Origin of the sequence: Salinicola rhizosphaerae (assembly GCF_014652715.1) — a bacterium.
Taxonomy (GTDB): Bacteria; Pseudomonadota; Gammaproteobacteria; order Pseudomonadales; family Halomonadaceae; genus Salinicola; species Salinicola rhizosphaerae.
In genome coordinates this window covers 497,333-520,341 of record NZ_BMZI01000003.1, presented here as the reverse complement: position 1 = coordinate 520,341, position 23,009 = coordinate 497,333, and the positions used below count along the sequence as shown (strand labels likewise).

The following is a 23,009-nucleotide window of genomic DNA, read 5'->3' as shown; positions in this document are numbered from 1 at the left end:
TCCGATGCGGGGAGCGAGTACAGCAAGGCCAGATGCCCTTCATGGGATCTGGCCTTGTCGTTTCGGCGACTACTCCGGCAGCCAGCCGCGGGCGATCAGCGGGCCGAACAGGCGGCGATGGATCGCTCTGGCGAGAGTGTGCAGTGTTGGAAGATACCGGTCGGCCGTCAGCGCGACGGTGCTGGCGACGATCACCGAGACGCCGACGGCGCCGAGCATGTCGAGCGGGAAGTGAACGCCGAGATAGACCCGCGACCAGGCGATGCCGAGGGCGATCGCTGCAAACGCCACGCCCAGGCGGCGGCGATCTCGCGAAAGCAGCAGCGTGATCGCGACCGTCGAGATGATCGTCATGTGGTCGCTGGGGAAAGAGGAGTTGGGGGCGTGATCGAGATAGGTGTGCCCCACCGAGATGACGAATGGGCGCGGATGCTGCCAGAGCAGCGCGATGACTTCGTTGACGCCCAGTGCGAGAACGCAGGCGAGCAGTGCCTGGAGCGCGAGCCGCTGGCGCGTCGGGTCACGCCGTAGCCAGCCGACGATCATCAACAGCGGAACGAGATAGATGGCGTAGATGGCCAGGGTGTAGGCGAGATCCAGCTCCAGATGTGGTGCCTGCAGTGGCGCGTTGAGCCAGTCGAACAGGCGTAGATTGAGCGCTTCCATGAGCGGTGCGGCATCCGTGACAGAAAACCTCAATGCTACTGCGCGGGCGACGCTCGTGGCGCAGGCTTTGGTAACGGAATCGTCATCTTTTTGTCATCACTCGAACGCCGCCGTCGGCCACCGCCGACGCTGGTACGTCGGCGGAGCAGCTCATTGGCTGCGGAGATGGTCACGGTCAGGCTGCAGTGACTCAAGCCGGCAGCGGATTCTTCTCGAAAAAGTCAGCCACGCTCTGATGCAGCGCCTCGGCCAGTTGCTGCTGATGGGCGTTGCGCAGCAGACGCTGGCAGTCACCGCGATTGGACATGAAACCGGTCTCGACCAGCATCGAGGGAATATCCGGTGACTTCAGCACGGCAAACGCCGCCTTGTTGATGCGGTCGTTGTGCAGGTGGGTCACGTCACCGAGATTCGAGAGCGTGGTCTGCGCGAGCTTCTGGCTGGCGACATCGGTTCCGCGCATCGAGAGATCGATCAGCACCGACTGTACGTCGGGGTCGTCCGAGTAGATCTCGCTGTCGCGAGTCGAGGCGTAGCGGTCGGCGCTGTTCTGGCTTTCGGCGAGCCAGCGCGCCATTGCCGAGCTGGCGCCGTGCTGGGATAGGATATAGACCGAAGCGCCGCTGGCGCTGGTCGACGGCGCCGCATCGGCATGGATCGACATGAACAGGTCGGCGTGATGGTTGCGCGCCATCAGCACGCGCTCGTGCAGCGGGATGAAGATATCGCTGTCGCGCGTCAGCGAGGGTTCGAAACGGTCGTCCTTGTCGAGCCGTTCCTTGAGATAGTCGGCGACACCCATGGCGACGTACTTCTCGTAATGGTCATCGGCGCTGATGCAGCCCGGGTCCTTGCCCCCGTGGCCGGCGTCGATCTCGATGATCGCCTTGCGCGGTGCGTTGTGGGATTTCGCCTCGGCGGTGACGGCGGCCATCAGCGGGTCGGGGTCGTTGATGCTGACGATCAGCTGCGAGCGGTTGGCATCCAGCTGGCGGATATGGGTCTTGGGCTGCTTGAGCGTCTTCAGATCGAGCACGATGCGAATGCCACCGTCGCGGTGGCCGGTGCGCACGTCCTTGACGATACCCGCATGCTGCTTGGGAGCCGTCGACGGGGCGATCCGCGTGACCTGCGGGAGGTCGATGACGACCCGGGGCGGGTTGTCGAGCGTGAATACCTTGTGTTCGTTGTTGCCCTCGAGTTCGATGACAAAGCTGGCGCTTTCGTCGTCTTCCTTGAGGGTAAATGGCGTGAGTGGATTGGCCAGTGCCCGGGTGCTGGGGAGTAAACAGGTGGCCAGGAGAGTGGTGATGAATCGCCTTCTGTCCATGATGGGAGTCCGTGAAAGATCGATGAACTGATCGGTGAATGTCGATGACAGATGACCGCTGGTGACTGTCGGCCATCGTCGACAGGTTAATCCTGTTGACATGAGGATGAAAATCGTTACCAAGCGAACGTTATAACATAGTCAAAAAGTGACGGTCATGGATGAAGAGCCGAGATTCTCGAAACCCTTCGCCCATGACCGCCGTGTTGGACGCCGCCGTCACTGCGCGGTTCACTGATGACGATGATGTTTATCGGCGTCGCAAGGGTCGGCCACCGATCAGGTGCGCGCTTCGCGTCGCGCCGTCTGGCGAAGCGAGTGGATAAAGGCTGCCACGAACACCAGCGTATAGAGCAGCACGATGGTGGGTGCGGGGGCGCTGTCGAGGAAGAACGACAGGTAGACGCCCAAAAACGCGACTGCCATCGACATGCCGACCGAGATCCACAGCATCATGCTGAAACGCCGGGTCAGCAGAAACGCGACGGCACCGGGGGCGATCAAGAGCGCGATGGCCAGGATGATGCCCGCGGCCTTGAGCGCGCCGACGATGGTCAGCGAGATCAGACAGAGCAGCCCGTAGTGCAGAAGCCGCGTGCGCAGGCCGACGGCGCGGGCCTGAGTCGGGTCGAAGGCGTGAAGCAGGAAATCCTTCCACTTGAGGCCAATCACCGCGACGGTGAACAGGGCGATGGCGGCGGATTCGAGTAGATCCCGAGGGCCGACGCCGAGAATATCGCCGAACAGGATGTGGTCGAGATGCGTGGTGGACTGGATCTCGAGGTAAAGCACCAGTCCCAATCCGAACATGCCCGAATAGACGATGCCCATCACCGTATCCTGCTTGATGCGGCTGTTCTCCTTGAGAAACCCGGTGGCGACGGCGCAGAACATGCCGGCAGCAAAGGCGCCGATGGCGTACGGAATGCCGACGATGTAGGCGATCACCACGCCGGGAAAGACCGCGTGGGAAATTGCATCGCCCATCAGCGCCCAGCCCTTGAGAACCAGAAAGCAGGAGAGCAGGGCCATCGGAATCGCGACCAGAACGGCGCTACCCATGGCGTAGACCATGAACTCGAACTGGAACGGGGCGAGCAGCCACTCGGTCAGGCTCATGAGATCGACTCCTCTATGCGGTGGCCGGTCGTGGCCGGTGCCGATGAACTCGCCTTGAGCGAGGCGGCCGCCCGACGCCTGGCGGCCAGCATGCCGTGCTTGGGCGCGAACACGAAGGCGATCAGGAAGATCAGCGTCTGCAGCACGACGATGATGCCGCCCGTGGCGCCATCGAGGAAATAGCTCGCGTAGGCACCGACGAAGCTGGTCAGCGCGCCGATCAAGACCGCGATGATTAAAAGGCGCGGGAAGCGGTCGGTGAGCAGATACGCCGTGGCGCCCGGCGTCACCACCATGCAGATCACCAGGAAGGCGCCGACGGTCTGCAGCGCGGCCACGGTCGAGGCGGAAAGCAGCACGAAGAAGACACCCTTGAGCAATCCCGGATTGAGACCGATCGAGCGGGCGTGATTCTCGTCGAAGAAGACCACCATCAGGTCTTTCCACTTCACCAGCAGCACGGCCAGCGAGACGACGCCGATGATCGCGAGCTGCAGCGTGTCGGTGGGTGAAATCGCCAGCACGTTACCCAGCACGATGGTCTGGATGTTCACCGACGTCGGCGACAGCGACACCATGAACAGGCCAAGGCCGAAGAACGCGGTGAAGATCAGGCCGATGATCACGTCCTCCTTCAACTTGCTGCGCTGGTTGAGGAAAAGGATCGACAGCGACGCCAGCCCGCCAGCCAGGAAAGCCCCGAGCGAGAAGGGCAGGCCGATCATGTAGGCGCCGGCGACACCGGGGACGATCGAGTGAGACAGCGCATCGCCGATCAGCGACCAGCCCTTGAGCATCAGATAGCAGGAGAGAAAGGCGCACACGCAGCCGACCAGCGCGGAGACCCACATGGCGTTGACCATGTAGCCGTAGCCGAAAGGTTCCAGGAGCACACTCATCGCGGGGGAGTCTCTTCCCGATGGCGCCTGCGCCGCGCCGCGATACCGTTGTGCAGGACCAGCGGGCGCTCGTCGTCGGTGAAGACGCCGAAGGGCTGACGCGGCTCGCTGCCATCGTCGTCGAGCATGAAGTGGCGCAGCACGCCGCCGAACGCGCGCTCGAGATTCTTCTGGGTGAAGATCTCCTCGGTCGGGCCGTGAGCGAGCACGGTGCCCTTGATCAATACGGTGCGGTCGCAGAACTCCGGCACCGAGCCGAGGTTGTGGGTCGATACCAGCATCACCCGGCCTTCGTCGCGCAGTTCTCGCAGCAACCGGATGATCTGATCCTCGGTCTTGACGTCGACGCCGGTGAACGGCTCGTCGAGCAGAATCACGCGACTATCCTGAGCCAGCGCCCGGGCGAGGAAGACGCGCTTGCGCTGGCCGCCCGACAGCTCGCCGATCTGGCGCTTGCGGAACTCGCTCATATCGACGCGGGCGAGCGCCGCGTCGACCGCGTCACGGTCGGCCTGACGCGGAATCCGCAGCATCCCCATGTGGCCGTAACGGCCCATCATTACCACGTCCTCGACCAGCACCGGGAACTGCCAGTCCACCTCCTCGGACTGCGGCACGTAGGCGACCAGGTTCTGCTTCAGTGCACTTTTTACCGGCATCTCGAGCACGCGAATCTCGCCCCGGGCGAGGCGCACGAAGCCCATGATCGCCTTGAACAGGGTCGACTTGCCGGAGCCGTTGACCCCCACCAGGGCGGTGATGGTGCCGGTCGGGATCGCGAAGCCGGCATCGCGCAGCGCGGTATGGCCGTTGCGATACGTCACGGTCGCGTTGTCCACGAGGATACCGCCACCCGACGCTCGGGTTTCGGCGGCCTTCGAAGCCCGGGTGGCGGTCGTCGGTGCGTCGCTCGATGACGCTCGAGAGTCGGTATCGGTCATCGCGCCTGTCCTTCTGCGACGCCTTCGGTCAGGCCGTCGGCGATGGTTCGAGACGTCACCTCGAGTAGATCGATATAGGTCGGTACGGCGCCATCGGGCTCGCTCAGCGAATCGACGTAGAGCACACCGCCGTAGTGGGCGCCGGTCTCGCGGGCGACCTGGCGGGCCGGCTTGTCGGAAATGGTGCTCTCGCTGAAGACAGTGGGGATGTCGTGCTCGCGAACGTCGTCGATGACTCTGCGTACCTGCTGCGGGGTGCCCTGCTGGTCGGCGTTGATCGGCCACAGGTAGAGCTCCTTCAGGCCGAAGTCCCGCGCCAGATAGGAGAACGCCCCCTCGCTGGAGACCAGCCAGCGCTGCTCTTCGGGAATCGCTTCGAGTTCGGCACGGATCGGCGCGACCGCTGCTTTGATATTGGCCTTGTAGGCCTCGGCGTTGGCGCGATAGGTATCGGCGTTGTCCGGGTCCTGTGCGATGAAGGCATCGCGGATGTTATCGACGTAGATCAGCGCATTGTCCGGCGACATCCACGCATGCGGGTTCGGTTTGCCGTTGTAGGGCCCCGAAGTGATGCTCATCGGCTCGACGCCGTCGGTGACGACCACGCTAGGCACATCGTCGAGGTGCTGGAAGAAACGCTGGAACCACAGCTCGAGATTCAGGCCGTTGTAGAGAATCAGATTGGCATCCTGGGCGCGCAGGATGTCGCCCGGCGTCGGCGAATAGTTGTGAATCTCGGCGCCCGGCTTGGTGATCGACTCCACCGTGGCCGCGTCGCCGGCCACGTTCTGCGCCATGTCCGCGATCACGGTGAAGGTGGTCACCGACTTGAGCTTGTCACCGTCCTGCGCCACCGCCAATGACGAGAACGTCAACGCGCCGAGCGCGATAGCGAAGGCGCGTGTCAGCACCGAACGTGGGAAATGCCCTTTCACCTCGACTTCTCCTCTATCGCAGTGGTTCGCGTCCTGCAGCGACAAATTGGGTTGATTCGAGCGCGAATCATTAGCCGATGATTCAAATTAACCAAGGTTTATCTTTATTGCCGTGGTTTGTATTTGTAGCATCGGTTAAATCAGGAAGGAAGCCCTCACTATCCAATCATTCGGCTTTTACTGAAGCCTGTGCGCGGCGCGCGAGTGGAGCGTTGAGATGAGTCGTCTAGACTCGAGGCACATTCATCTTGGAGGAGGTGTCGGTCATGCCGATGGCAAAGCCTTTGATTCTGATCGCCATCATCGTTGTCGGTACCCTGGCACTGAGCGGCTGTTCACCCATTCCGGATGCACCGGGGCCGATCGGGATTCCGGGAATCTAGCGAACCTTCTCGATCAGCTGCGCCAGCGCATGGCAGTCCTCGAGTTGCCAATCGGCTTCCGGCATCTCGCTTGCCTCGGGCGCGTTGACCAGCACCGTGCGCGAGCCCGCTGCCCGCCCGCAGGCCATATCGAGCCAGCTATCGCCGACCATGACGGTTTCGCCCGGTGCGACCTGCCATTTGTCGATAAAGTGAGTCAGGCCGCCAGGGTGCGGTTTGGGCGGCGCCTCATCGCGACCGAGCACGTCGTCATACGCAAAGCAGTCGTCCAGACCGATGGCCTCGAGGGTGATGTGTGCGAGTGACTTCGCGTTGCGGGTCAGAATGCCGAGCCGGCAACCGCGGCTTCGCAGCTCGAGAATCAACGCCACCGCGCCGAACGCCGCCGTCGAGCGCATCGCCAATTCACGCTCATGCTCGAGCAGCCACGCGTGCTTCGCCTCTCGCTCCGCCGCGGGCAACGTCTCCAGGTGGTGGAGAATGTCCGCCGACTCGGGAATTTCCAGCTCGCGACGGATCGCCGGGAAATCATGCACGCCGACCGTCAGCGTGCCGTCCATGTCGAAGACCCAGTGTTTCGCTTGCTTCAGTGTGTTCATTGCTTGCCTGCCGCATGGAAAACGGCAGTTTGACACGACGCCAGCGGGCCGTGCGACGCGCCGCGCTACGGCGTATAACCCACTTCGAAGACCTCGCGCATCACTCGGGGCACGATCTTGAACGGTACTGTCTCGTGATCGACGCCGGGAATCAGGGCGTAGCTCGAGCGGAAGCCAGAGGCCGCAAGCGGTTCGAGCCGTGCCGCCATCGCTTGCGCTTCCTGAATCTCCTGCGGTGTGTCGCCTTCGGCGGCGATCAGCGCCAGGCTCGGCGGGTTCTTGAACTGTCGCGTGTTCACGGCTTCAACGAAGCCGGGCTCCAGCGCCAGCAGGTAGTGGCTGTCCCACCACAGCGTGGGACTCACCGCGACCACGTGGGCGAATAGGCGTGGGCGGTTGAACAGCGCATAGATCGCGAACATGCCGCCGAACGAGTGGCCGAACAGGCTCTGCTGGTGCGGGTTGATCGGCAGCTCGGCTTCCACCTTCGGCATCAGGCGCTGCTCGAGGAAGGCGAGAAATTCGTCCTGGCCGCCCTGCGGCGGGTCGTCGTGATCAGGCGGTGCCGGTGGTGAGAAGTCGTAGGAGCGGCGCAGGAAGTTGAGCGCCTGCGCCTCCGGGTAGCCGACGCCGATGATGATCGTCTTGCGGTAGCGCTCGACCGTTTCTCGCGCGGCGTGGAAGGGCGGAAAGTAGCCATTGCCGTCGAGCACGTAGAGTACCGGATAGCCGCCCTCGGGCGGCGCGCCCTCGGGCAGGCTGATCATGATGCGGTAGGCGTCGCCGGCGGCGTTGTGTATCCGCCACTGCCGGCTGTGATCGAGCACGACCGGCGGATCGGCTGGGGCTTGGCTTGCCGAGACGCGGCCCGCCCGTGCCAGAGTGGCCGACCCGGCGATGCCCAGGCTGGCGAGACTCGCTCCCGCCAGGCTAGTCCGGGCGAGCCCGGTCAGCATCCGTCGCCGTTGTGGATCGGACGGTGTCTTTGATCGACTCATGCGAGATCTCCGTTACCAGCGGTAGCTGACGCTGCCGAGCACGCGGCGGCCGGCACCGCGATAGCAGTAGCCGCCTTCGCAGACGAGGTAACGATTGTCGGCCAGGTTGTGGGCATCGACGCCCACGCGAACGCCTGCGAGCTTGCCGGAAAGGTCGTAGTGAATGCCGGCGTCGACCAGGGTGTAGCCGTCGTTCTTGTGGGTATTCTCGGCGTCGTCCCAGGAGCTGCCGATATAGCGCGCGCCAGCGGAGAGGCCGACGCCGCGCAGCGGGCCGTGATCGATGTCGTAATCCAGCCACAGCGAGGCGAGATGCTGGGAGACGTTGACCGGGGTGTTGCCGGTGTTGCCGTCGTTATCCTTGGTGATTTCCGGATCGTTGAGGGTATAGGCGGCGGTCATGCTGAGCTCGTCGGTGAGATCCGCGACCATCTCCAGCTCGAGACCGCGCATACGCTGCTCGCCGGTGGCGACGGAGTAGTTGCGATTGTCGGGGTCGGTGGTCAGCACGTTGGTCTGTTCGATCTGATAGGCCGCGGCGGTCAGCAGCAGGCTGCGCCCCGGAGGCTGATACTTCACGCCGGCTTCCCACTGGCTGCCCTTGGAGGGTGCGTGATGATTGCCGCTGGCATCGGTGCCGGACTGCGGCTCGAACGAGGTGGCGTAGCTCAGATAGGGTGAAACGCCGTTGTCGAAGGCGTAGAGCACGCCGAACTGGCCGGAACCGGCATCGTCTTGCTGCCGGTCATTGCCGGAAACGGCATCCCGGGTGACGTCCTCGGCCCAGTCGTGGCGCAGGCCGGCGGAGAAACGCCAGCGACCGAGTGCGATCTGGTCGATCAGGTAGACTCCGGTGCGCTCGGCGCGGCCGTCGATGTCGCTGACGATAGTGTCGGGTGCGGGAATATGCTGGTGATAGTCCGGATCGTCGCGGTCGATCGAGGGCGCGTCGCCGTAGGCGTAGAGCACGTCGTAGTCGAGATAGCTATAGTCGACGCCGCCGCTCAGCGTGTGTTCGAGCGCGCCGGTAGTGAACTCGCCGGTCAGTCGGTTATCGGTGACCACCGAGCTCGTGTCTTCGTAGATCCCCGATGCGGTGCGCTCGACCACGCTACCGACATTGTCGTAGCCGTCGGTGTACTGATTGACCGCGCTGATGACCTGATAGCGGGTGTGCTGACTGAAGGAGAGCGCGTCGTTGAACCGATGCTCGAACTCCCAGCCGAGCTGCCACTGATGCTGTGAGGCCTTGTCGAAATCCTCGTCACCGGTCCAGAAGTCGGTCAGGTCGTCCCCTTCCTGGTAATAGCCGGGACTGCCGCCGGTCTCGCGATCCTGATACTGAGCGAGCAGGGTGAGCGTCGTGTCGTCGTCGAGACGGATGGCAACCGAGGGCGCGATGAAGCTGGCGTCATCAGGAATCTGTTCGACGTCGCTTTCGGCATCCCGCGCCATGCCGACCACGCGGTAGCGCACGTCGCCGCTTGCGTCGAAGGCGCCGCCGACATCGAACTCGGCCTGGCGGGTGTTCTTGTTGCCGGCGGTGAGGGTGATCTCGTTGTCGGCGTCCGCGCTCGGCCGCTTGCTGACGCGGTTGACCACGCCGCCGGGGCTGACCTGGCCGAAGATCACCGAGTCCGGCCCCTTGATCACATCGATGCGTTCCAGCGCGTAGGGCAGCGTATTGGGCGAGGCGAGCCAGCTATCGTAGGGCTGGCGCAAGCCGTCGAGAAAATTGCCGCTGGTGGTAGTGGCAAAGCCGCGAACCTGAATCTGATCGAAGCGCGGGTCGAAGCCGTAATTGCCGACGCTGACGCCGGAAGTGTAGGCAACGGCGTCCTCGATATTGCGCGCGCCGTGAGCCTCGATCTGATCGCGGGTGACAACGCTGACGCTGCGCGGCGTCTCCACCAGCGGCGTGTCGGTCTTGGTCGCCGAGCGGCTGGCGGTAGCGACATAACCGTCCACTGGCGCGACGCCGCTGACGAGTCCGGTCGCCGAGACGGTGATCGGCGCGAGGTTGGCGCTCGATGTCTGCGGCGCCTTGACGATGACGTAGCCGGAATCGGTTCGGTGCGCGACCAGGCCGGTACCTTCCAGTAGCGTGGCCAGGGCCTGATCCGTGCTCGCGGCGCGGCTGACGCCCTGGCTGCGATGTCCGCCGACCAGGTCCGGTGTCCACGAGAGCGTCACTCCGGTCGCCTCCGCGAAGCGGTTGAGCGCCTGATTCAACGGGCCGGCGGCGATGGTGACGCTGGCGGCAGGTTGTGGCTGCGGCGCCGCGAGTAGCGGCGGAGCGGTGAAAGCCAGCAGGGCGGCGAGCGTGGCTGGCGGCAGCTGCCTCTGCAACGGACGGCGAGTCGATCCACGTTGGCGTCGTGTCGGCGTGGTCATGCAATCGTTCCCCTGTCGATGGATAGCGGCACCGTTAATGGCGCGCGTTGCGCAAGGTGCTTACAGGGAATACCGGACGAGATCGAAAAACCCGACACACCAGCGCGAATGTTTTGGGGATCGGCCGGTTGCCCTCTGCCGGATGGATGTCCGGCGTATCGGAAAATCCCGCCGCTTGCTTCTCAGGCAGGCTCGGCGCGGACCCACCAACGCGTACGCGACACGATTCTGATCGGCAGCGTGCGCTCGAGATGGCGCAGCAGCCGTGCCTGATCATCGAGCTGGAAGACGCCGGAGAGGCGCAGGTCAGCGATGCGCTCGTCGCAGCCGACGACGCCATGCCGGTAGCGCGCGAGTTCTTTGAGAAAGCGCGCCAGGCGTATATCGCGCACCGCCAACATACCTCGGCTCCAGGCATCGGGATCGAGCACCGGGCGGGTGACAGACGTCGAGGTCGTGCCGTCGAAGCGCACGGTCTCGCCTCGCTCGAGGATGCGCCGCGCCGCGCCGAGCGGATCGAGCGCCACGCGGCCCTCGCTGACGCTCAACTGACTGTAGGTCGCCTCATCGCGCACGCTGAACCGGGTTCCCAGAGCCTCGCACATGCCATGACGACAGCTCAGTCGCAGCGGACGATGGTGCGGGCTACCCGTATCCGGACCGCTCTCGATCATGATTTCGCCACTTTTCAGGATCAGCCGGCGCTCATCCGGCGTGAACGCCACATTCAGCGCCGAGTCGGTGTTGAGCATGATCGACGTGCCATCGTCGAGTCGAAGATGGCGCTGCTCGCCGGTACCGGTGACGTAATCCGCCTGCCACGGCAAACGGGGGCGAGCGAACCACAGCCCGGCACCGCCGATCGCCAGGCCACCCAGCATCAGCTTCATGGCGCGGCGGCGATCCACCTCACGCTCGGCTCGGCCCAGAATATCGAGACTGGCGCTCGGTTCGGGGAGCTGTCGGACCATGTCGTCGAATTCGCCGGTCAAGCGCGCGATTCGCGCCCAGGCCAGCGCATGTGCTTCGCGCTCGGCACACCAGCGTGCGATCTGGGTGCGAATTCGATCATGGTCGGCGCCGGCGCTGGATTCGAGCTGGATATGCCAGTCGATGGCGCGTCGCACGACCGAGGCGGCAGGCGCGGCGCTCGACTCACGCATCCGCGAAGCGCAGCCGATAGCAGTGATAGAGCGCCTCGCGCACATGGCGCTCGACGCTGCGGGTCGAAACGCCAAGTTGCGTGGCGATGGCGGCGTATCTCAGCCCGCCGAGCTGGCGCAGCAGAAACGCCTCGCGGGTCATGGGTTCGAGACCGTCGAGCAGTGCCGCCAGGCGCTCCAGCAGGTCGAGCGCCTCGAGCTGGACCTCCGGCGAGGGCGTCTGATCTTCCGGTAGCGCCGCCAATGTCTCGCGGTAGGCCACCTCCAGCGCGCTGCGCCGCCAGTGATCGACGACCAACCCTTTCGCGATGGTGACGAGCAAGGCTCGCGGTGCCTCGCCCAACGAGGCACATCGTCGCGTCAATAGACGCAGGAAGGTGTCCTGAGCCAGATCCGCCGCTTTTTCCGAGCACGCGAGGCGATGCGTGAGCCAACCCCGCAGCCAGCCGTGATGCGCGCGATAGAGGCTCTCGATGGCGACGGCGTCGGCGGGCATGAGACGTGACTCGATGGGTTAAGGGAGGCTAGGTGGCTTACCTTAAACGCGAATCAGTCTCATTACAAGCTGAGGGGGGGGAGAGCCGGTCGACTGGCGCATGCCAGGGGATCAGATTCCCTCCCTCTCCCGAAACATCTCCACCACACGCTGCTGGGCGATGCCGATGTGGTAGTCGATGGCGGCTTCGCAGGCGGCGTCATCGCCGGTGCGCAGGGCGTCGAGCACCGGCTGGTGGCTGTCGGCGACGCGGCGCGGGTCGTCGTAGAGCTGGCCGATCAACAGGATGCAGAAGCGCATTTCGTGGCACAGCTCGTCGAATACCTTGAGCAAACGACGATTGCCGCTGAATTCGCACAGCATGCGGTGAAAGGCGACGTCGGCCTCGATCTGCTCGGCAGCGGTGCCGTGCTCGGCAACCTGGCGCATGGTGTCGAGCTGGCGGGTCAGCGCCGATTCCTTGTACTCGGAGAACTGGCCGGCGAGCAGCCCGATCGCGTGGCGCTCGAGGCACAGGCGAAGATCGAAGACATCCTCGAGCTCCTCGGCGCTGAAGGTGCGCACGAAAAAGCCGCGGCGCGGCTGAGAGACCAGCATACCGCGACTTTCCAGCAGGCGTGCGGCCTCGCGAACCGGAGCTCGGCTGACACCGAAGTCCCGCGCGAGCTGCGCTTCGGCGAGGTGAACGCCCGGCGCGAAATCCCCTCTGAGTAGGGCTTCGGTCAGACTGTCGGCGATCTGATTGACCAGGTCGCGCTGCTGGATGGCGGCAAAGCCTTGGGTCGTTGCGGTCATGGAAGCTCTTTGGATGTCTCGAGGTGTCATGCTAGCGCAATGACGCGATAATCGTCGACTGTCGACAGTTTGCGCAAGCCTTGCTAGGTTAGCCTCGAGACAATCACAACGGAGAGCCCACGTGAACATGGCAACCGACGCCCCGCAGACGGCCGAGAAGCGCGCGGCGCGCCGCGATCTGGCAGCAGCGTATCGGCTGATCGCGCATTTTGGTCTGGACGACAGCATCTACACGCACATCTCTGCGCGCGCCGAGGCGAACAAGGAGCATTTTCTGATCAACCCCTATGGCTATCGCTTCGAGGAAGTGACGGCGGCCAACCTGGTCACCATCGATCTCGATGGCCACGTGATCGACGACCCGGATAGCGCGGGGTACAACAAGGCGGGGTTCACGATCCACAGTGCGATCCACGAGGCGCGCCCGGACGTCCACTGCGTGCTGCACACCCATTCGGTGGCCGGCGTGGCGATCTCCTGCCTGGAAGAGGGGCTGTTGCCACTCAATCAGTGGGCGATGGAGTTTCACGGCCGCACGGCGTATCACGACTATGAAGGAATCGCCCTGGATCTGGCCGAGCGAGAGCGCCTGGTGGCGGATCTCGGCGACAAGTCGGTGATGGTGCTGCGCAATCACGGCATGCTGGTTTGCGGGCGTACCGTGGGCGAGGCGTTCAAGCGCATGCACAACCTGGAGCGCAGCTGCCAGGCTCAGCTCGCGGTGATGGCGAGCGGCATGAAAGTTCGCCGGCCCGACGACGCCTTGGCCGAGCACACCGCGCAGCAGTACGAAAAGTGGGATGCCGATCATGACATCGGTGATCGTGATCCCGAGTGGGAGGCGTATCTGCGCCTGCTGGCGCGAATCCAGCCCGATTTCGAGGGTTGAGCATGGCAAAGCCTCTGCACGGCGTGGTGCTGGGCACGCCGTCGATCATGGCGCCCTATCTGGCCGCGTTCGAAGCCGCGGCGCCAAATCTCGTACTGATGCCCCCCGAGGCGGTCGACGATCCGGCTGCGATCGCGTTCGCGCTGGCCTGGGACCCGGACGATGACGCCTTCCGGCCCTATCCGAACCTGCGCCTGGTGTCGTCGATCGCGGCGGGCGTCAACGGTATTCTCGCCAGCGCGAGCCTGCCCGGCGACGTGCCGCTGATGCGGATCGCCGGGGAGATGCAGGCAAAGATGATGGCGGGGTTCGTCACCTGGCATGTGCTGTGGCATCACCGTCGTTTCGGCGACTATCTGGCCAATCAGCGTCTGTCTCGCTGGGAACATCTGCTGGACCGGGATGCCAGCGAGATCCGGGTCGGTCTGATGGGGGCGGGCAAGATGGGCGGTGCGGTCGCCGAGTCGCTGCTGGCACTCGGCTACGACGTCGCCATCTACTCGCGCAGCGGTCGCAACGTGCCCGCAGGCGTGACCGGCTTCAGCGGCGGGCGCGAGGCGCTCGAGCGTCTCGCCGCGCGCAGCGAGATATTGATCAATCTGCTGCCGCTGACCGCACAGACGCGAGGCATTCTCGACGCGGATCTCTTCGCCTGCCTGCCGCGTGGTGGGGCACTCATCCACGTCGGGCGCGGCGAACATCTGCTCGAGGCAGATCTGCTGGCCGCGCTCGACAGCGGCCAATTGGCGGGGGCGTCGCTCGATGTCTTCGCCGTCGAGCCGCTGCCTCGGGGTCACCCGTTCTGGCGCCATGAGCGGATCGTGGTCACGCCGCACGATGCCTGCGACTCCACGCCGGCGCAGGTCGCTCAGGAGGTCGCTGCGGCGCTCGAGGGGCTGGACGCCGGGCGGCTGCCGACGAGTCTGGTGGATCGCGAGGCGGGGTACTAGTTAAAGGCGCCCGAAGCCGCGCCAAGAGCCATAGGCGCCCGTAGCCGGCGCCGGGAGTCAACGGCGCCCAGAGCCGCGAAGTGCGTTTCAGGCGCCCAAAGCGGTGCCAGAGCCAGACATCGCGAGCCAGAAGTCGAGAGGCGCTGGCCACTGCGCCAGCAGACGCTCGTTGCCGAGCGTAATACCGACAAGGATAACAGCGCATGAAGACCTTCTTTCACGACGATCAGTTGAAGCATCAGCCGCAGACATACTTCTCCCGCGGCAGGATGCGCCAACCTCAGGAGGTGCGCGAGCGCGCCGAATACCTGCTGGCGGCTGCGAGACGGCTTGGCTTCGACATCGAAGCGCCCGTCGATCACGGCGTCGGCCCGCTGCGCGCCGTGCATTCGCTGCCTTACCTGCGCTTTCTCGAGAGCGCCTACCGACGCTGGCATGAGCTGGGCGAGGATTGGGGCGAGGAGGTGATTTCCAACGTCTTCGTGCGTTCGCCCAATGCGCTGCGCGGGATTCTTGCCGAAGCGGCGCGTTATCTAGCCGATGGCAGTGCGCCGGTGGGCGAGCACACCTGGAAGGCCGCCTACTGGGCAGCGCAAAGTGCCGTCAGTGCCGCCGAAGCGCTGATGGGAGGCGAACGCTTCGCCTATACGCTGTCGCGTCCGCCGGGGCATCATTCCGGTATCGATTCCGCCGGCGGCTTCTGCTTTCTCAACAATGCCGCCATCGCCGCCCAGCATCTCACCTCGCGCTTCCCGCGCATCGTCGTGCTCGATACCGACATGCACCACGGCCAGGGTGTGCAGGAGATCTTCTACGCGCGCGCGGACGTGATGTACATCTCGATCCACGGCGACACCACCAATTTCTATCCGGCGGTCTGCGGATTCGAGGACGAGCGCGGCCGGGGCGAGGGGGTCGGCTACAACCTCAATCTACCGATGCCGCACGGCTCACAGGAATCGGTCTTTTTCGCGCGCCTGGCCGAGGCGCGTCAGGCGATCGAACTGTTCGAGCCCGATGCACTGGTGCTGGCGCTCGGCTTCGATATCCACGAGAAGGATCCGCAGGCCAAGGTGGCGGTCACCACCGAGGGCTTTGGCCGATTGGGCCGCGAGATTAATGCGCTCGATCTCCCCACGCTGGTAGTGCAGGAGGGCGGCTATTATCTGGAAGGGCTGGAACAGAATGCGGTGAGTTTCTTCGAGGGATTACGGGGAAATTGACCCGGTAGAGCCCGGCGACCGATCGGCATCTCGATGACTGCCATCGATACCCGATATGGCGATTATCGACGCCTTCAATTTTCCGTCACAGTTGTGTGGTCTTATCCTTGGCGTCACCTACCCGTAGACCCCGATTCAAGGAGAGACCGCGTGAAAATTTCAGGGCGCATCAAGGCGTTGATCCTCATGGCCGTTGCCGTTTACGTGCTCGCGCACGTGGTGCGCGTCATGTCGATGATGCTGGTGCGTCCGACAGCGCGGTTGCCTTCGCCGCGGCGCGTGCTGCGCCTGGGCCACGACAAGTCGCCGAGGCACTGCACACGCTGCTGATTAGCGTACCGCTTTTCAGCGACAATGCCCGCGCTCTCGAGCGCGGGCATTGTCGTTTCGCCAAACCTTTTGCTTACTTGTTCGGCTGCTTGGTGACGCGAAGGTAAGGCTTTTTCTCGTCCCAGCCGTTGGGGAAGAGTTCCTTGGCCTTCTCGTTGTCGATCGAGGGCACGATGATAACGTCGTCCCCGTCGGTCCAGTTCACCGGCGTGGCGACCTTGTGGCTGTCGGTCAGCTGCAGACTATCGAGCACGCGCAGGATCTCGGCGAAGTTGCGGCCGGTGCTGGGCGGATAGGTGATCGTCAGGCGCACGGTCTTGTTGGGATCGATGATGAACACCGAACGCACGGTGTTGGTGCCGCTGGCGTTGGGGTGAATCATGCCGTACTTCTCACTGACGCTGCGGTCGGCATCTGCCAGCAGCGGAAAGTTGAGACCGCAGCCCTGAGTCTCCTCGATGTCGCCGACCCAACGGGTGTGATCGTCGAGCGGATCGACGGAAAGGCCGATCGCCTTGGCGTTACGACGCTCGAATTCCGGTTTCAGGCGCGAGACTTCGCCCAGTTCGGTGGTGCAGACCGGCGTGAAGTCGGCGGGATGCGAAAACAGAATGACCCAGTTGTCACCGGCCCATTCGTGGAACTTGATCGGTCCCTCGGTGCTTTCCTGGGTGAAATCCGGGGCGGTATCGCCGAGTTGCAAAGCCATGACGCTCTCCTTGTTGCCAGTGGCGGCTTCTCATCGAAGCCAGGAATCGGATTCCCATCTTGCCGAGCCCCGTGGCCGCCGTGAAACAACCGTTGGCGATAACGATAGGCGGCGCTGCCGTTGGCAGCCGACTGGCATGACGATGGGTTTATCCTGCATCTCTACAACGTGGTAGCTCGGGTTTGATTTCTCAAGGGGAATCGAACACTCGCCCGATGCGCCTGCCGACTGGCTGTCGCACCGTTAGGTCACGAATGTCGAGCTGGCAAGCCCATCACGCGGGCGTCAGCCGCCCAGCCAGAGTGCCAGCTGCGTCAGCGCATGGATCGCCACGCCGATCAGGCCGCCGACCAGGGTGCCGTTGATGCGGATGTATTGCAGATCGTTACCGACGTTCTTCTCGATCTGGGTAACGATCTCGCGGCTGTCGAGACTTTCCAGATAGCGTTCGATCCAGGCATCGACGTGAGGGCCGCTGCGTTGTACCAGCGGTGGAATGATCGCCAGCGCCTGGTCGTTCATCCATTGGCGAGCCGCCGGGTCACTTTGGAGCGAATCGGCGTACCAGCCGATGAAGCGCTCGAGGTAGCCTCGCACCTCGGAATCCGGAGACGTCAGATCGCTCGCCAGCCAGGCCGCGATGTCTTCCCACATCGCGCCGAGCCAATCGGCCAGGCGTTCGTTGGCGAGCAGATCGTCGCGCAGGGTGTCGAGTCGCTCGCGCAGCTTCGGGTCGGTGCGGACCTCGTCGATCAGGGCGGCGAACTGGCGATCGAGATGATGTCGCAACGGGTGTTCAGGGTCCTCGCTCACGGCCTGGATCAGGCGCGCGCTCTGTTCGACCATGCGCTCGCGTATCAGCCAGCCGGCCAGGCGGTTGAAGCTGACCTCGCGGCCCAGCACCTTGGGATTGAACAGGCGGAAGACCGTGTCGGTGATGAAATGCTTCACTCGCTCCTGGTTTTCTTCCTCGGCCAGCCAGCCGGACAGCCGCTTGAGACTGTCGTCCAGCAGCGCCTGATGGCGACGCTCGGCCACCAGGACCTGCAGCGAGGACGCCAGCGCTCGCGAACTGTCGAGACGCCCGAGCTGGTAGCGCAGCGCCTGAACGAGAAAGGTGCGTGCCGCTTCCTGGCGTATTGCCGAGAGCGCGCCGGCCAGGGCCGTGGCGAGCCGCTCGGCGAGTGCGCGCTGCCGCGCGGGCCGAGAGAGCCAGTCGACCAGGGCGCCCGCGAGATCGAAGCGTGCCACGCTGTCGCGGACATACTGCTCGTCGAGGAAATTCTCGCGGATGAAGGTAGAGAGACTGCGGCCCAGGCGAGCGCGATTGCGCGGCACGATCGCCGTGTGCGGAATCTTCAGCCCCAGTGGATGCCGGAACAGCGCGGTGACCGCGAACCAGTCGGCAATCCCGCCGATCAGCGCCGCCTCGGCAAAAGCGGTCAGCCAGACAAAGCCCGGATGCGCACGCTCGAGGCAGACACCGGCGACATAGAGCGCGGCGGCGATGGCGAGGCAGACGCCGGCGATGCGTCGGCGATCAGACATGGAGGAAATCAGACATGGAAGAGCTCACGCAATATCATCCCGCCGAGCAATCGTGCGCAATGTATCTGTCGAGAACGGATGGCGGGAATGGCGGCTGAGAGACGAGGCCGGGCGAGGGTTTGAGAGAAGGGCGCCGCGAGAAAGCGCCCGACCGACCGGCGCCGCCGATCTCCCGAACGTGGGGTGATAAAGAAGGCCCGACGTCACTGTGTGGGCGCGGCGGCGCCGAGATAGTGCTTGCGCCAGTAGCGGATATCGAGAGAAGAGACCGTCACGGTCCGCCCGCTGCCCGGCGCGTGAATCATCTGGCGGTCGCCCATGTAGATGCCGACGTGCGTCGCGCGGCTGCCGGAGCCGAAGAAGAGCAGATCCCCGGGCCGGGCAACATCGATCTCCCGCAGGGCGTGAAACTGCTCGTTGGAGGTTCGCGGCAGCGAGATCCCCGCCTTGCTGTAGGCCATCTGTACCAGCCCCGAACAGTCGTAACCCGCGGGCGTGGTGCCGCCCCAGCGGTAGGGCGTACCGAGGGCGTCCTTCGCCGCGGACATCACCAGAATGCGATTGATGGAGAGGTTGTTGCCATCGATGGCGGGACCATCATCACGGGTCGCGATGGTCTTCTGCGAGCTGCACCCGGCCAACAGCGCAAGCGCGAAGAGGAGCATCAGCAGGAGCGGTCGATGACCTTCCGTGAAATACGCCGCTCTGCCTGTCGTCATGTCCGAGGCCCCGCCTGCCGGTTTGCCTCGAGTGTAGAGCAGGGTCGGTAGCGTGCAAAGCGTGAATCGTCGGCCTTCAGAGACAGGCGGAGCGGGGCAGGGGAACCAGCTCCGCGCTCTGCTGGAGATGGACGGCGCAGACGACGCGCAGCAGCGAGGCGAGATTGCTGACTTCGCCCTTCTCTTCGATCACCTCGCTGTAGAGCTGGCTGATGAATCGCGCCGTCGACAGCTTCTGGCTGGCGGCCAGCGAGTCGAGTATCTCCCAGAACTCTCTCTCCAGACGCACGCTGGTCACGCAACCCTGCAGGCGAACGGAGCGGGTGACGTTGTCATAACGGCAGGTTTCGGTGCTCGCGTAGAGATGACACATGACGGTCTCCTGATCAGCCGCATGGTGTCGTACGGTCCATGCGATTCATCGAACTTAGCCTCCTAACCGGGGCGCTGACCATGCGACTTGAGTCGTGTTGCCGGGTCTCTAAGACATTGGCCGCAGTAGTAGTCCGCTATTACCCGCGCTCCTCTCTGGCCCCCTAGTCTGAGCGCAGACCGTCGAGGCAGGGCCGACGACGGCAGACGAGGAGACCACCATGACCCATACATCGCTTTCGCGTCGCGTGTTTCTCAAGACCAGCGGCGGCGCCCTGGTCGGCACGCTGGCGTTCACCAACGGCGCTGTCGCCATGCTCGCGCCGAGCCGGAGTTGGGCCGTCACCACTGAACAGTTCGACGACCATCAGGCGCGGACGCTGCTCACCTTCACTCGCCATCTGCTGCCCCACGACACGCTCGAGGATGCCGTCTATGCCCTGGTGGTCAAGGATCTCGACCGTCAGGCCGCCGATGCGCAGGTGCGACAGCAGTTGACCGACGGCATCGCGACGCTCGATCGCAAAGCCAACGGTAATTGGTTGTCGCTGGACGAAGACGATCGCCAGACCCAGGTCGAGGCCGTGGCCGGCTCGCCTTTCTTCAAGACCGTCCACGGCAGCGCCATCGTTGCGCTTTACAACAACCCGCTGGCGTTCGCTCACTTCGGTTACGGCGGCGGGGTCGACGATGCCGGCTACCTGCATCGCGGCTTCAGCGATATCGACTGGTTGCCGGAGCCACCGATCGCGGTGAGCGGCACGATTCCGAACGATGCGGCGCCGGTCTGATATCGGACGCCGACGCTTGACGGTTCTCGGGGCCAGAACCTGGAAACAGACGGCTCTCGAAAAAGAGGAGATACGCCGTGGACTACACCAATCAGCGTACTTTCGGCCATGACGACGACGGCGTGGTGGTTGTCATCGGCTCCGGTGCCGGCGGTGGCACGCTCGCCAACGGGCTCGCTCAGCAGGGCATCAAGGTCGTGCTGCTGGAAGCTGGCGGCCTGCATTCGCGCACCGATTTTCACACCGATGAGTGGCGCGCCTACGAGCAGCTCTCGTGGCTCGATCCGCGCACTACCTCCGGCAGCTGGCGCGTAGCGCAGGACTTCCCCAATCTGCCGGCGTGGATCTGCAAGACGGTGGGCGGTTCGACCACCCACTGGAGTGCCTGCAGCCTGCGCATTCAGCCCCACGAGTTCCAAGCCCGCACCCGTTACGGCGATCTCGAAGGCGCCACGCTGCTCGACTGGCCGATCGGCTACGACGATCTCGCGCCCTATTACGATCGCACCGAAAAGCGGCTCAACGTCACCCGCACCAACGATATTCCCGGCCTGCCGGGCAATAACAACTTCAAGGTGATGTATACAGGCGCTCAGAAGCTCGGCTACGAGTGCAATACCGGGCGCATGGCGATCAACAGCCGCGAGATGGACGGCCGCGGGCACTGCCAGCAGCGCGGCTTCTGCTTCCAGGGCTGCCGCTCCGGCGCCAAATGGTCGACGCTCAACACCGAGATTCCCGAAGCGCTGGCGACCGGCAACTGCGAGATGCGCACGCACGCGCACGTTGCCGAGATCACCCATGACGCCAGCGGCAAGGTGACTGGCGTCAGCTACTTCGATGGTAATGGTGAAATGCGCCATCAGAAGGCGCGGGTGGTCGCGGTCGCCGGCAATTCGATCGAAACGCCGCGGCTGCTGCTCAACTCCGCCTCCGGGCAGTTCCCAGATGGGCTCGCCAACGGCAGCGGCCACGTCGGCAAGCACTACATGCGCCACATGACCGGCTCGGTCTACGCCGCCTTCGAGCAGCCGGTGCACATGTATCGCGGCACGGTGATGGCCGGGATCATTCCCGACGAAGCGCGTCACGACGAGGGCCGAGGCTTCGCCGGCGGCTACGAGATGGAAACCATCGCCCTGGGCCTGCCGCTGGCGGCGGCGTTTTTGAATCCCGGCGCCTGGGGGCGCGACTTCACCCGCATGATCGACCAGTACGATCACCTGGCCGCGATGTGGCTGGTGGGCGAGGACATGCCGCGAGACACCAATCGCATCACCCTTAATCACGACGTGCGCGATCAGCACGGCCTGCCCGTGGCCAACGTTCACTACGACGATCACGACAACGATATCGCCATGCGCAACCACGCCTATCAGCAAGGCAGCGATGTCTATCGCGCCGCCGGCGCCACCGATATCTACGAAGTGCCGCCGTATCCCTCGACCCACAATCTCGGTACCTGCCGCATGAGCGAGAAGCCGGAAGACGGCGTCTGCAACGGCTTCGGCCAGACCCACGAAGTGAGCAACCTGTTCATCTCCGACGGCAGCCAGTTCACCACTTCGGCAGCGGAAAACCCGACGCTGACGATCATCGCGATGGCGATGCGTCAGGCCGAACATATCGGGCAACAAATGAAAGCTCAGGCTATTTAGGCAATGGCGACGAGCTGCGAGCCACGAGCTGCGAGCTAACAGCGAACACCACCCACTTCCGCTAACGGGTCTGTTCTCAGGACGAGGCAGGCTTTTCGCCGGGCGGCGTGTTCCATCGCTACCCATGAAACCAGAAGCAACAGGAGAAACGACATGGCTAACACCACGAAGCCTCAGATAAAGCCCCGCAACGTGCTGGTGACCGGCGCCGCACGCGGTATCGGTCGCGCCATCGCGCTGAGACTGGCGGAAGACGGCCACAACGTCGCGGTCAACGACATCGCTGCCAATCGCTCGGCGCTGGAGGGGCTCGCCGGCGAGATCCGCGACAAGGGCCGCAAGAGTTCGGCGGCGATCGCCGATGTCTCGAAACAGGGCGAGGTCGAGGACATGGTGACCCAGACGGTCGCCGATCTCGGCTCGCTGGACGTGATGATCGCCAACGCTGGTATCGCTCACGTGCAGTCGCTGCTGGAGCTGGACGCCGACGACTGGGACAAGGTGATGTCGGTCAACCTGCGCGGGGTCTTCCTGTGCTATCAGACCGCCGCCAGGCAGATGATCAAGCAGGGCAACGGCGGCAAGATCATCGGCGCGGCCTCGATCGTCGCCTATCGGCCGTTCGCGCTGCTGGGGCCGTACTCCGCCTCCAAGTGGGGGGGGCGCGGGCTGACCCAGGCCGCCGCGATGGAGTGGGCCAGGCACGGCATTACCGTCAACGCCTACTGCCCGGGCATCGTCGGCACCGACATGTGGGAGCTGATCGACGAGAAACTCGCCGCCGAAGAAGGCTGGCAGAAAGGCGAAGCGCTCAAGACCTACGCCGGCTCGATCGCACTGGGCCGTGTGTCGGTCCCGGAAGACGTGGCCAGCTATGTCTCCTATCTCGCCTCGCCGGATTCGGACTACATGACCGGGCAGTCAGTGATGATTGATGGCGGAATTCAGTTCTCGTAAAAAATGCCTGAATGATGGCCTGCGCCAGTAAGTCGCTGTGTTGCGCGGTGCCGGGGCGCCGGTCCGATCGGACTCCTCACCTATACCCCATAGGCTCCGGGTCCTGCGCTCCGTGCGCCTAGCGTCTCACTCGCTCGGCTGATCC

Annotated in this window: 23 protein-coding genes; 7 read left to right on the top strand and 16 right to left on the bottom strand. The window is 64.1% G+C overall.

What is annotated here, in order from left to right; translation table 11 throughout:
• Positions 1-69: 69 nt before the first annotated feature.
• From IE125_RS08595 to IE125_RS08540, 12 genes are all read right to left on the bottom strand, one after another.
• Positions 70-666, bottom strand: coding sequence for a phosphatase PAP2 family protein (locus tag IE125_RS08595; RefSeq protein WP_189444216.1), 597 nt, complete (start codon positions 664-666; stop codon positions 70-72).
• A gap of 190 nt (positions 667-856) precedes the next feature.
• Positions 857-1,996, bottom strand: coding sequence for an N-acetylmuramoyl-L-alanine amidase (locus IE125_RS08590; protein WP_189444215.1), 1,140 nt, complete (start codon positions 1,994-1,996; stop codon positions 857-859).
• 279 nt (positions 1,997-2,275) lie between these two features.
• Complete coding sequence (locus IE125_RS08585) at positions 2,276-3,115, bottom strand: metal ABC transporter permease (protein ID WP_189444214.1); 840 nt, start codon at positions 3,113-3,115, stop codon at positions 2,276-2,278.
• Entirely contained in the window at positions 3,112-4,014 is a 903-nt protein-coding gene (locus IE125_RS08580) for a metal ABC transporter permease (protein WP_189444213.1), read from the bottom strand. The genes IE125_RS08585 and IE125_RS08580 overlap by 4 nt, the downstream gene beginning before the upstream one ends.
• Entirely contained in the window at positions 4,011-4,955 is a 945-nt protein-coding gene (locus tag IE125_RS08575) for a manganese/iron ABC transporter ATP-binding protein (protein WP_189444212.1), read from the bottom strand. Before IE125_RS08575 ends, IE125_RS08580 begins: the two co-directional genes overlap by 4 nt.
• Entirely contained in the window at positions 4,952-5,890 is a 939-nt protein-coding gene (locus IE125_RS08570) for a metal ABC transporter substrate-binding protein (protein WP_308430126.1), read from the bottom strand. The genes IE125_RS08575 and IE125_RS08570 overlap by 4 nt, the downstream gene beginning before the upstream one ends.
• A gap of 379 nt (positions 5,891-6,269) precedes the next feature.
• Positions 6,270-6,872, bottom strand: a complete 603-nt coding sequence (locus tag IE125_RS08565; RefSeq protein WP_189444211.1) for an HAD family hydrolase — start codon at positions 6,870-6,872, stop codon at positions 6,270-6,272.
• Between the two features lie 65 nt (positions 6,873-6,937).
• A complete protein-coding gene (locus IE125_RS08560; RefSeq protein ID WP_229809008.1) occupies positions 6,938-7,870 on the bottom strand; it encodes an alpha/beta hydrolase in 933 nt (310 codons plus the stop codon).
• Between the two features lie 12 nt (positions 7,871-7,882).
• Positions 7,883-10,264 carry a TonB-dependent siderophore receptor gene (locus tag IE125_RS08555; protein WP_189444210.1) on the bottom strand — a complete coding sequence of 794 codons (2,382 nt, stop codon included), beginning with the start codon at positions 10,262-10,264 and terminating at the stop codon, positions 7,883-7,885.
• Positions 10,265-10,446: 182 nt separating this feature from the next.
• Entirely contained in the window at positions 10,447-11,427 is a 981-nt protein-coding gene (locus IE125_RS08550) for a FecR domain-containing protein (protein ID WP_189444209.1), read from the bottom strand.
• A complete protein-coding gene (locus tag IE125_RS08545) occupies positions 11,420-11,923 on the bottom strand; it encodes a sigma-70 family RNA polymerase sigma factor (protein ID WP_189444208.1) in 504 nt (167 codons plus the stop codon). Before IE125_RS08545 ends, IE125_RS08550 begins: the two co-directional genes overlap by 8 nt.
• A 111-nt stretch (positions 11,924-12,034) precedes the next feature.
• On the bottom strand, positions 12,035-12,718 hold the full coding sequence (locus tag IE125_RS08540) for a GntR family transcriptional regulator (RefSeq protein ID WP_189444207.1): 684 nt from the start codon (positions 12,716-12,718) through the stop codon (positions 12,035-12,037).
• Between the two features lie 127 nt (positions 12,719-12,845).
• On the opposite strand from IE125_RS08540, the gene IE125_RS08535 reads away from it, so the two are divergent.
• The 4 genes from IE125_RS08535 to IE125_RS08520 all read left to right on the top strand — a co-directional run bounded on the left by IE125_RS08535 (position 12,846) and on the right by IE125_RS08520 (position 16,110).
• The gene (locus IE125_RS08535) at positions 12,846-13,607 is read left to right on the top strand and encodes a class II aldolase/adducin family protein (RefSeq protein WP_189444302.1); all 762 of its coding nucleotides are present in this window, start codon (positions 12,846-12,848) and stop codon (positions 13,605-13,607) included.
• 2 nt (positions 13,608-13,609) lie between these two features.
• On the top strand, positions 13,610-14,557 hold the full coding sequence (locus IE125_RS08530; protein ID WP_189444206.1) for a 2-hydroxyacid dehydrogenase: 948 nt from the start codon (positions 13,610-13,612) through the stop codon (positions 14,555-14,557).
• Positions 14,558-14,760: 203 nt separating this feature from the next.
• Positions 14,761-15,780, top strand: coding sequence for a histone deacetylase family protein (locus IE125_RS08525; protein WP_189444205.1), 1,020 nt, complete (start codon positions 14,761-14,763; stop codon positions 15,778-15,780).
• A 150-nt stretch (positions 15,781-15,930) separates the two neighbouring features.
• Positions 15,931-16,110 (top strand): hypothetical protein, encoded by a 180-nt coding sequence (locus tag IE125_RS08520; RefSeq protein WP_189444204.1) that lies wholly within the window; start codon positions 15,931-15,933, stop codon positions 16,108-16,110.
• 73 nt (positions 16,111-16,183) lie between these two features.
• On the opposite strand, the gene IE125_RS08515 is transcribed toward IE125_RS08520, so the two are convergent.
• From IE125_RS08515 to IE125_RS08500, 4 genes are all read right to left on the bottom strand, one after another.
• Entirely contained in the window at positions 16,184-16,819 is a 636-nt protein-coding gene (locus IE125_RS08515; RefSeq protein ID WP_189444203.1) for a peroxiredoxin, read from the bottom strand.
• A gap of 285 nt (positions 16,820-17,104) precedes the next feature.
• Positions 17,105-18,367, bottom strand: coding sequence for a DUF445 domain-containing protein (locus IE125_RS08510; protein ID WP_189444202.1), 1,263 nt, complete (start codon positions 18,365-18,367; stop codon positions 17,105-17,107).
• Positions 18,368-18,570: 203 nt separating this feature from the next.
• A complete protein-coding gene (locus IE125_RS08505; protein ID WP_189444201.1) occupies positions 18,571-19,086 on the bottom strand; it encodes a C40 family peptidase in 516 nt (171 codons plus the stop codon).
• A 76-nt stretch (positions 19,087-19,162) separates the two neighbouring features.
• Positions 19,163-19,459, bottom strand: a complete 297-nt coding sequence (locus IE125_RS08500; RefSeq protein WP_189444200.1) for a ribbon-helix-helix domain-containing protein — start codon at positions 19,457-19,459, stop codon at positions 19,163-19,165.
• 220 nt (positions 19,460-19,679) lie between these two features.
• On the opposite strand from IE125_RS08500, the gene IE125_RS08495 reads away from it, so the two are divergent.
• The 3 genes from IE125_RS08495 (at position 19,680) to IE125_RS08485 (ending at position 22,864) form a co-directional block, all read left to right on the top strand.
• Complete coding sequence (locus IE125_RS08495) at positions 19,680-20,249, top strand: twin-arginine translocation signal domain-containing protein (protein WP_189444199.1); 570 nt, start codon at positions 19,680-19,682, stop codon at positions 20,247-20,249.
• A 77-nt stretch (positions 20,250-20,326) separates the two neighbouring features.
• Entirely contained in the window at positions 20,327-21,907 is a 1,581-nt protein-coding gene (locus IE125_RS08490; RefSeq protein ID WP_189444198.1) for a GMC family oxidoreductase, read from the top strand.
• A 153-nt stretch (positions 21,908-22,060) separates the two neighbouring features.
• Entirely contained in the window at positions 22,061-22,864 is an 804-nt protein-coding gene (locus IE125_RS08485) for an SDR family NAD(P)-dependent oxidoreductase (RefSeq protein WP_189444197.1), read from the top strand.
• Positions 22,865-23,009 lie beyond the last annotated feature (145 nt).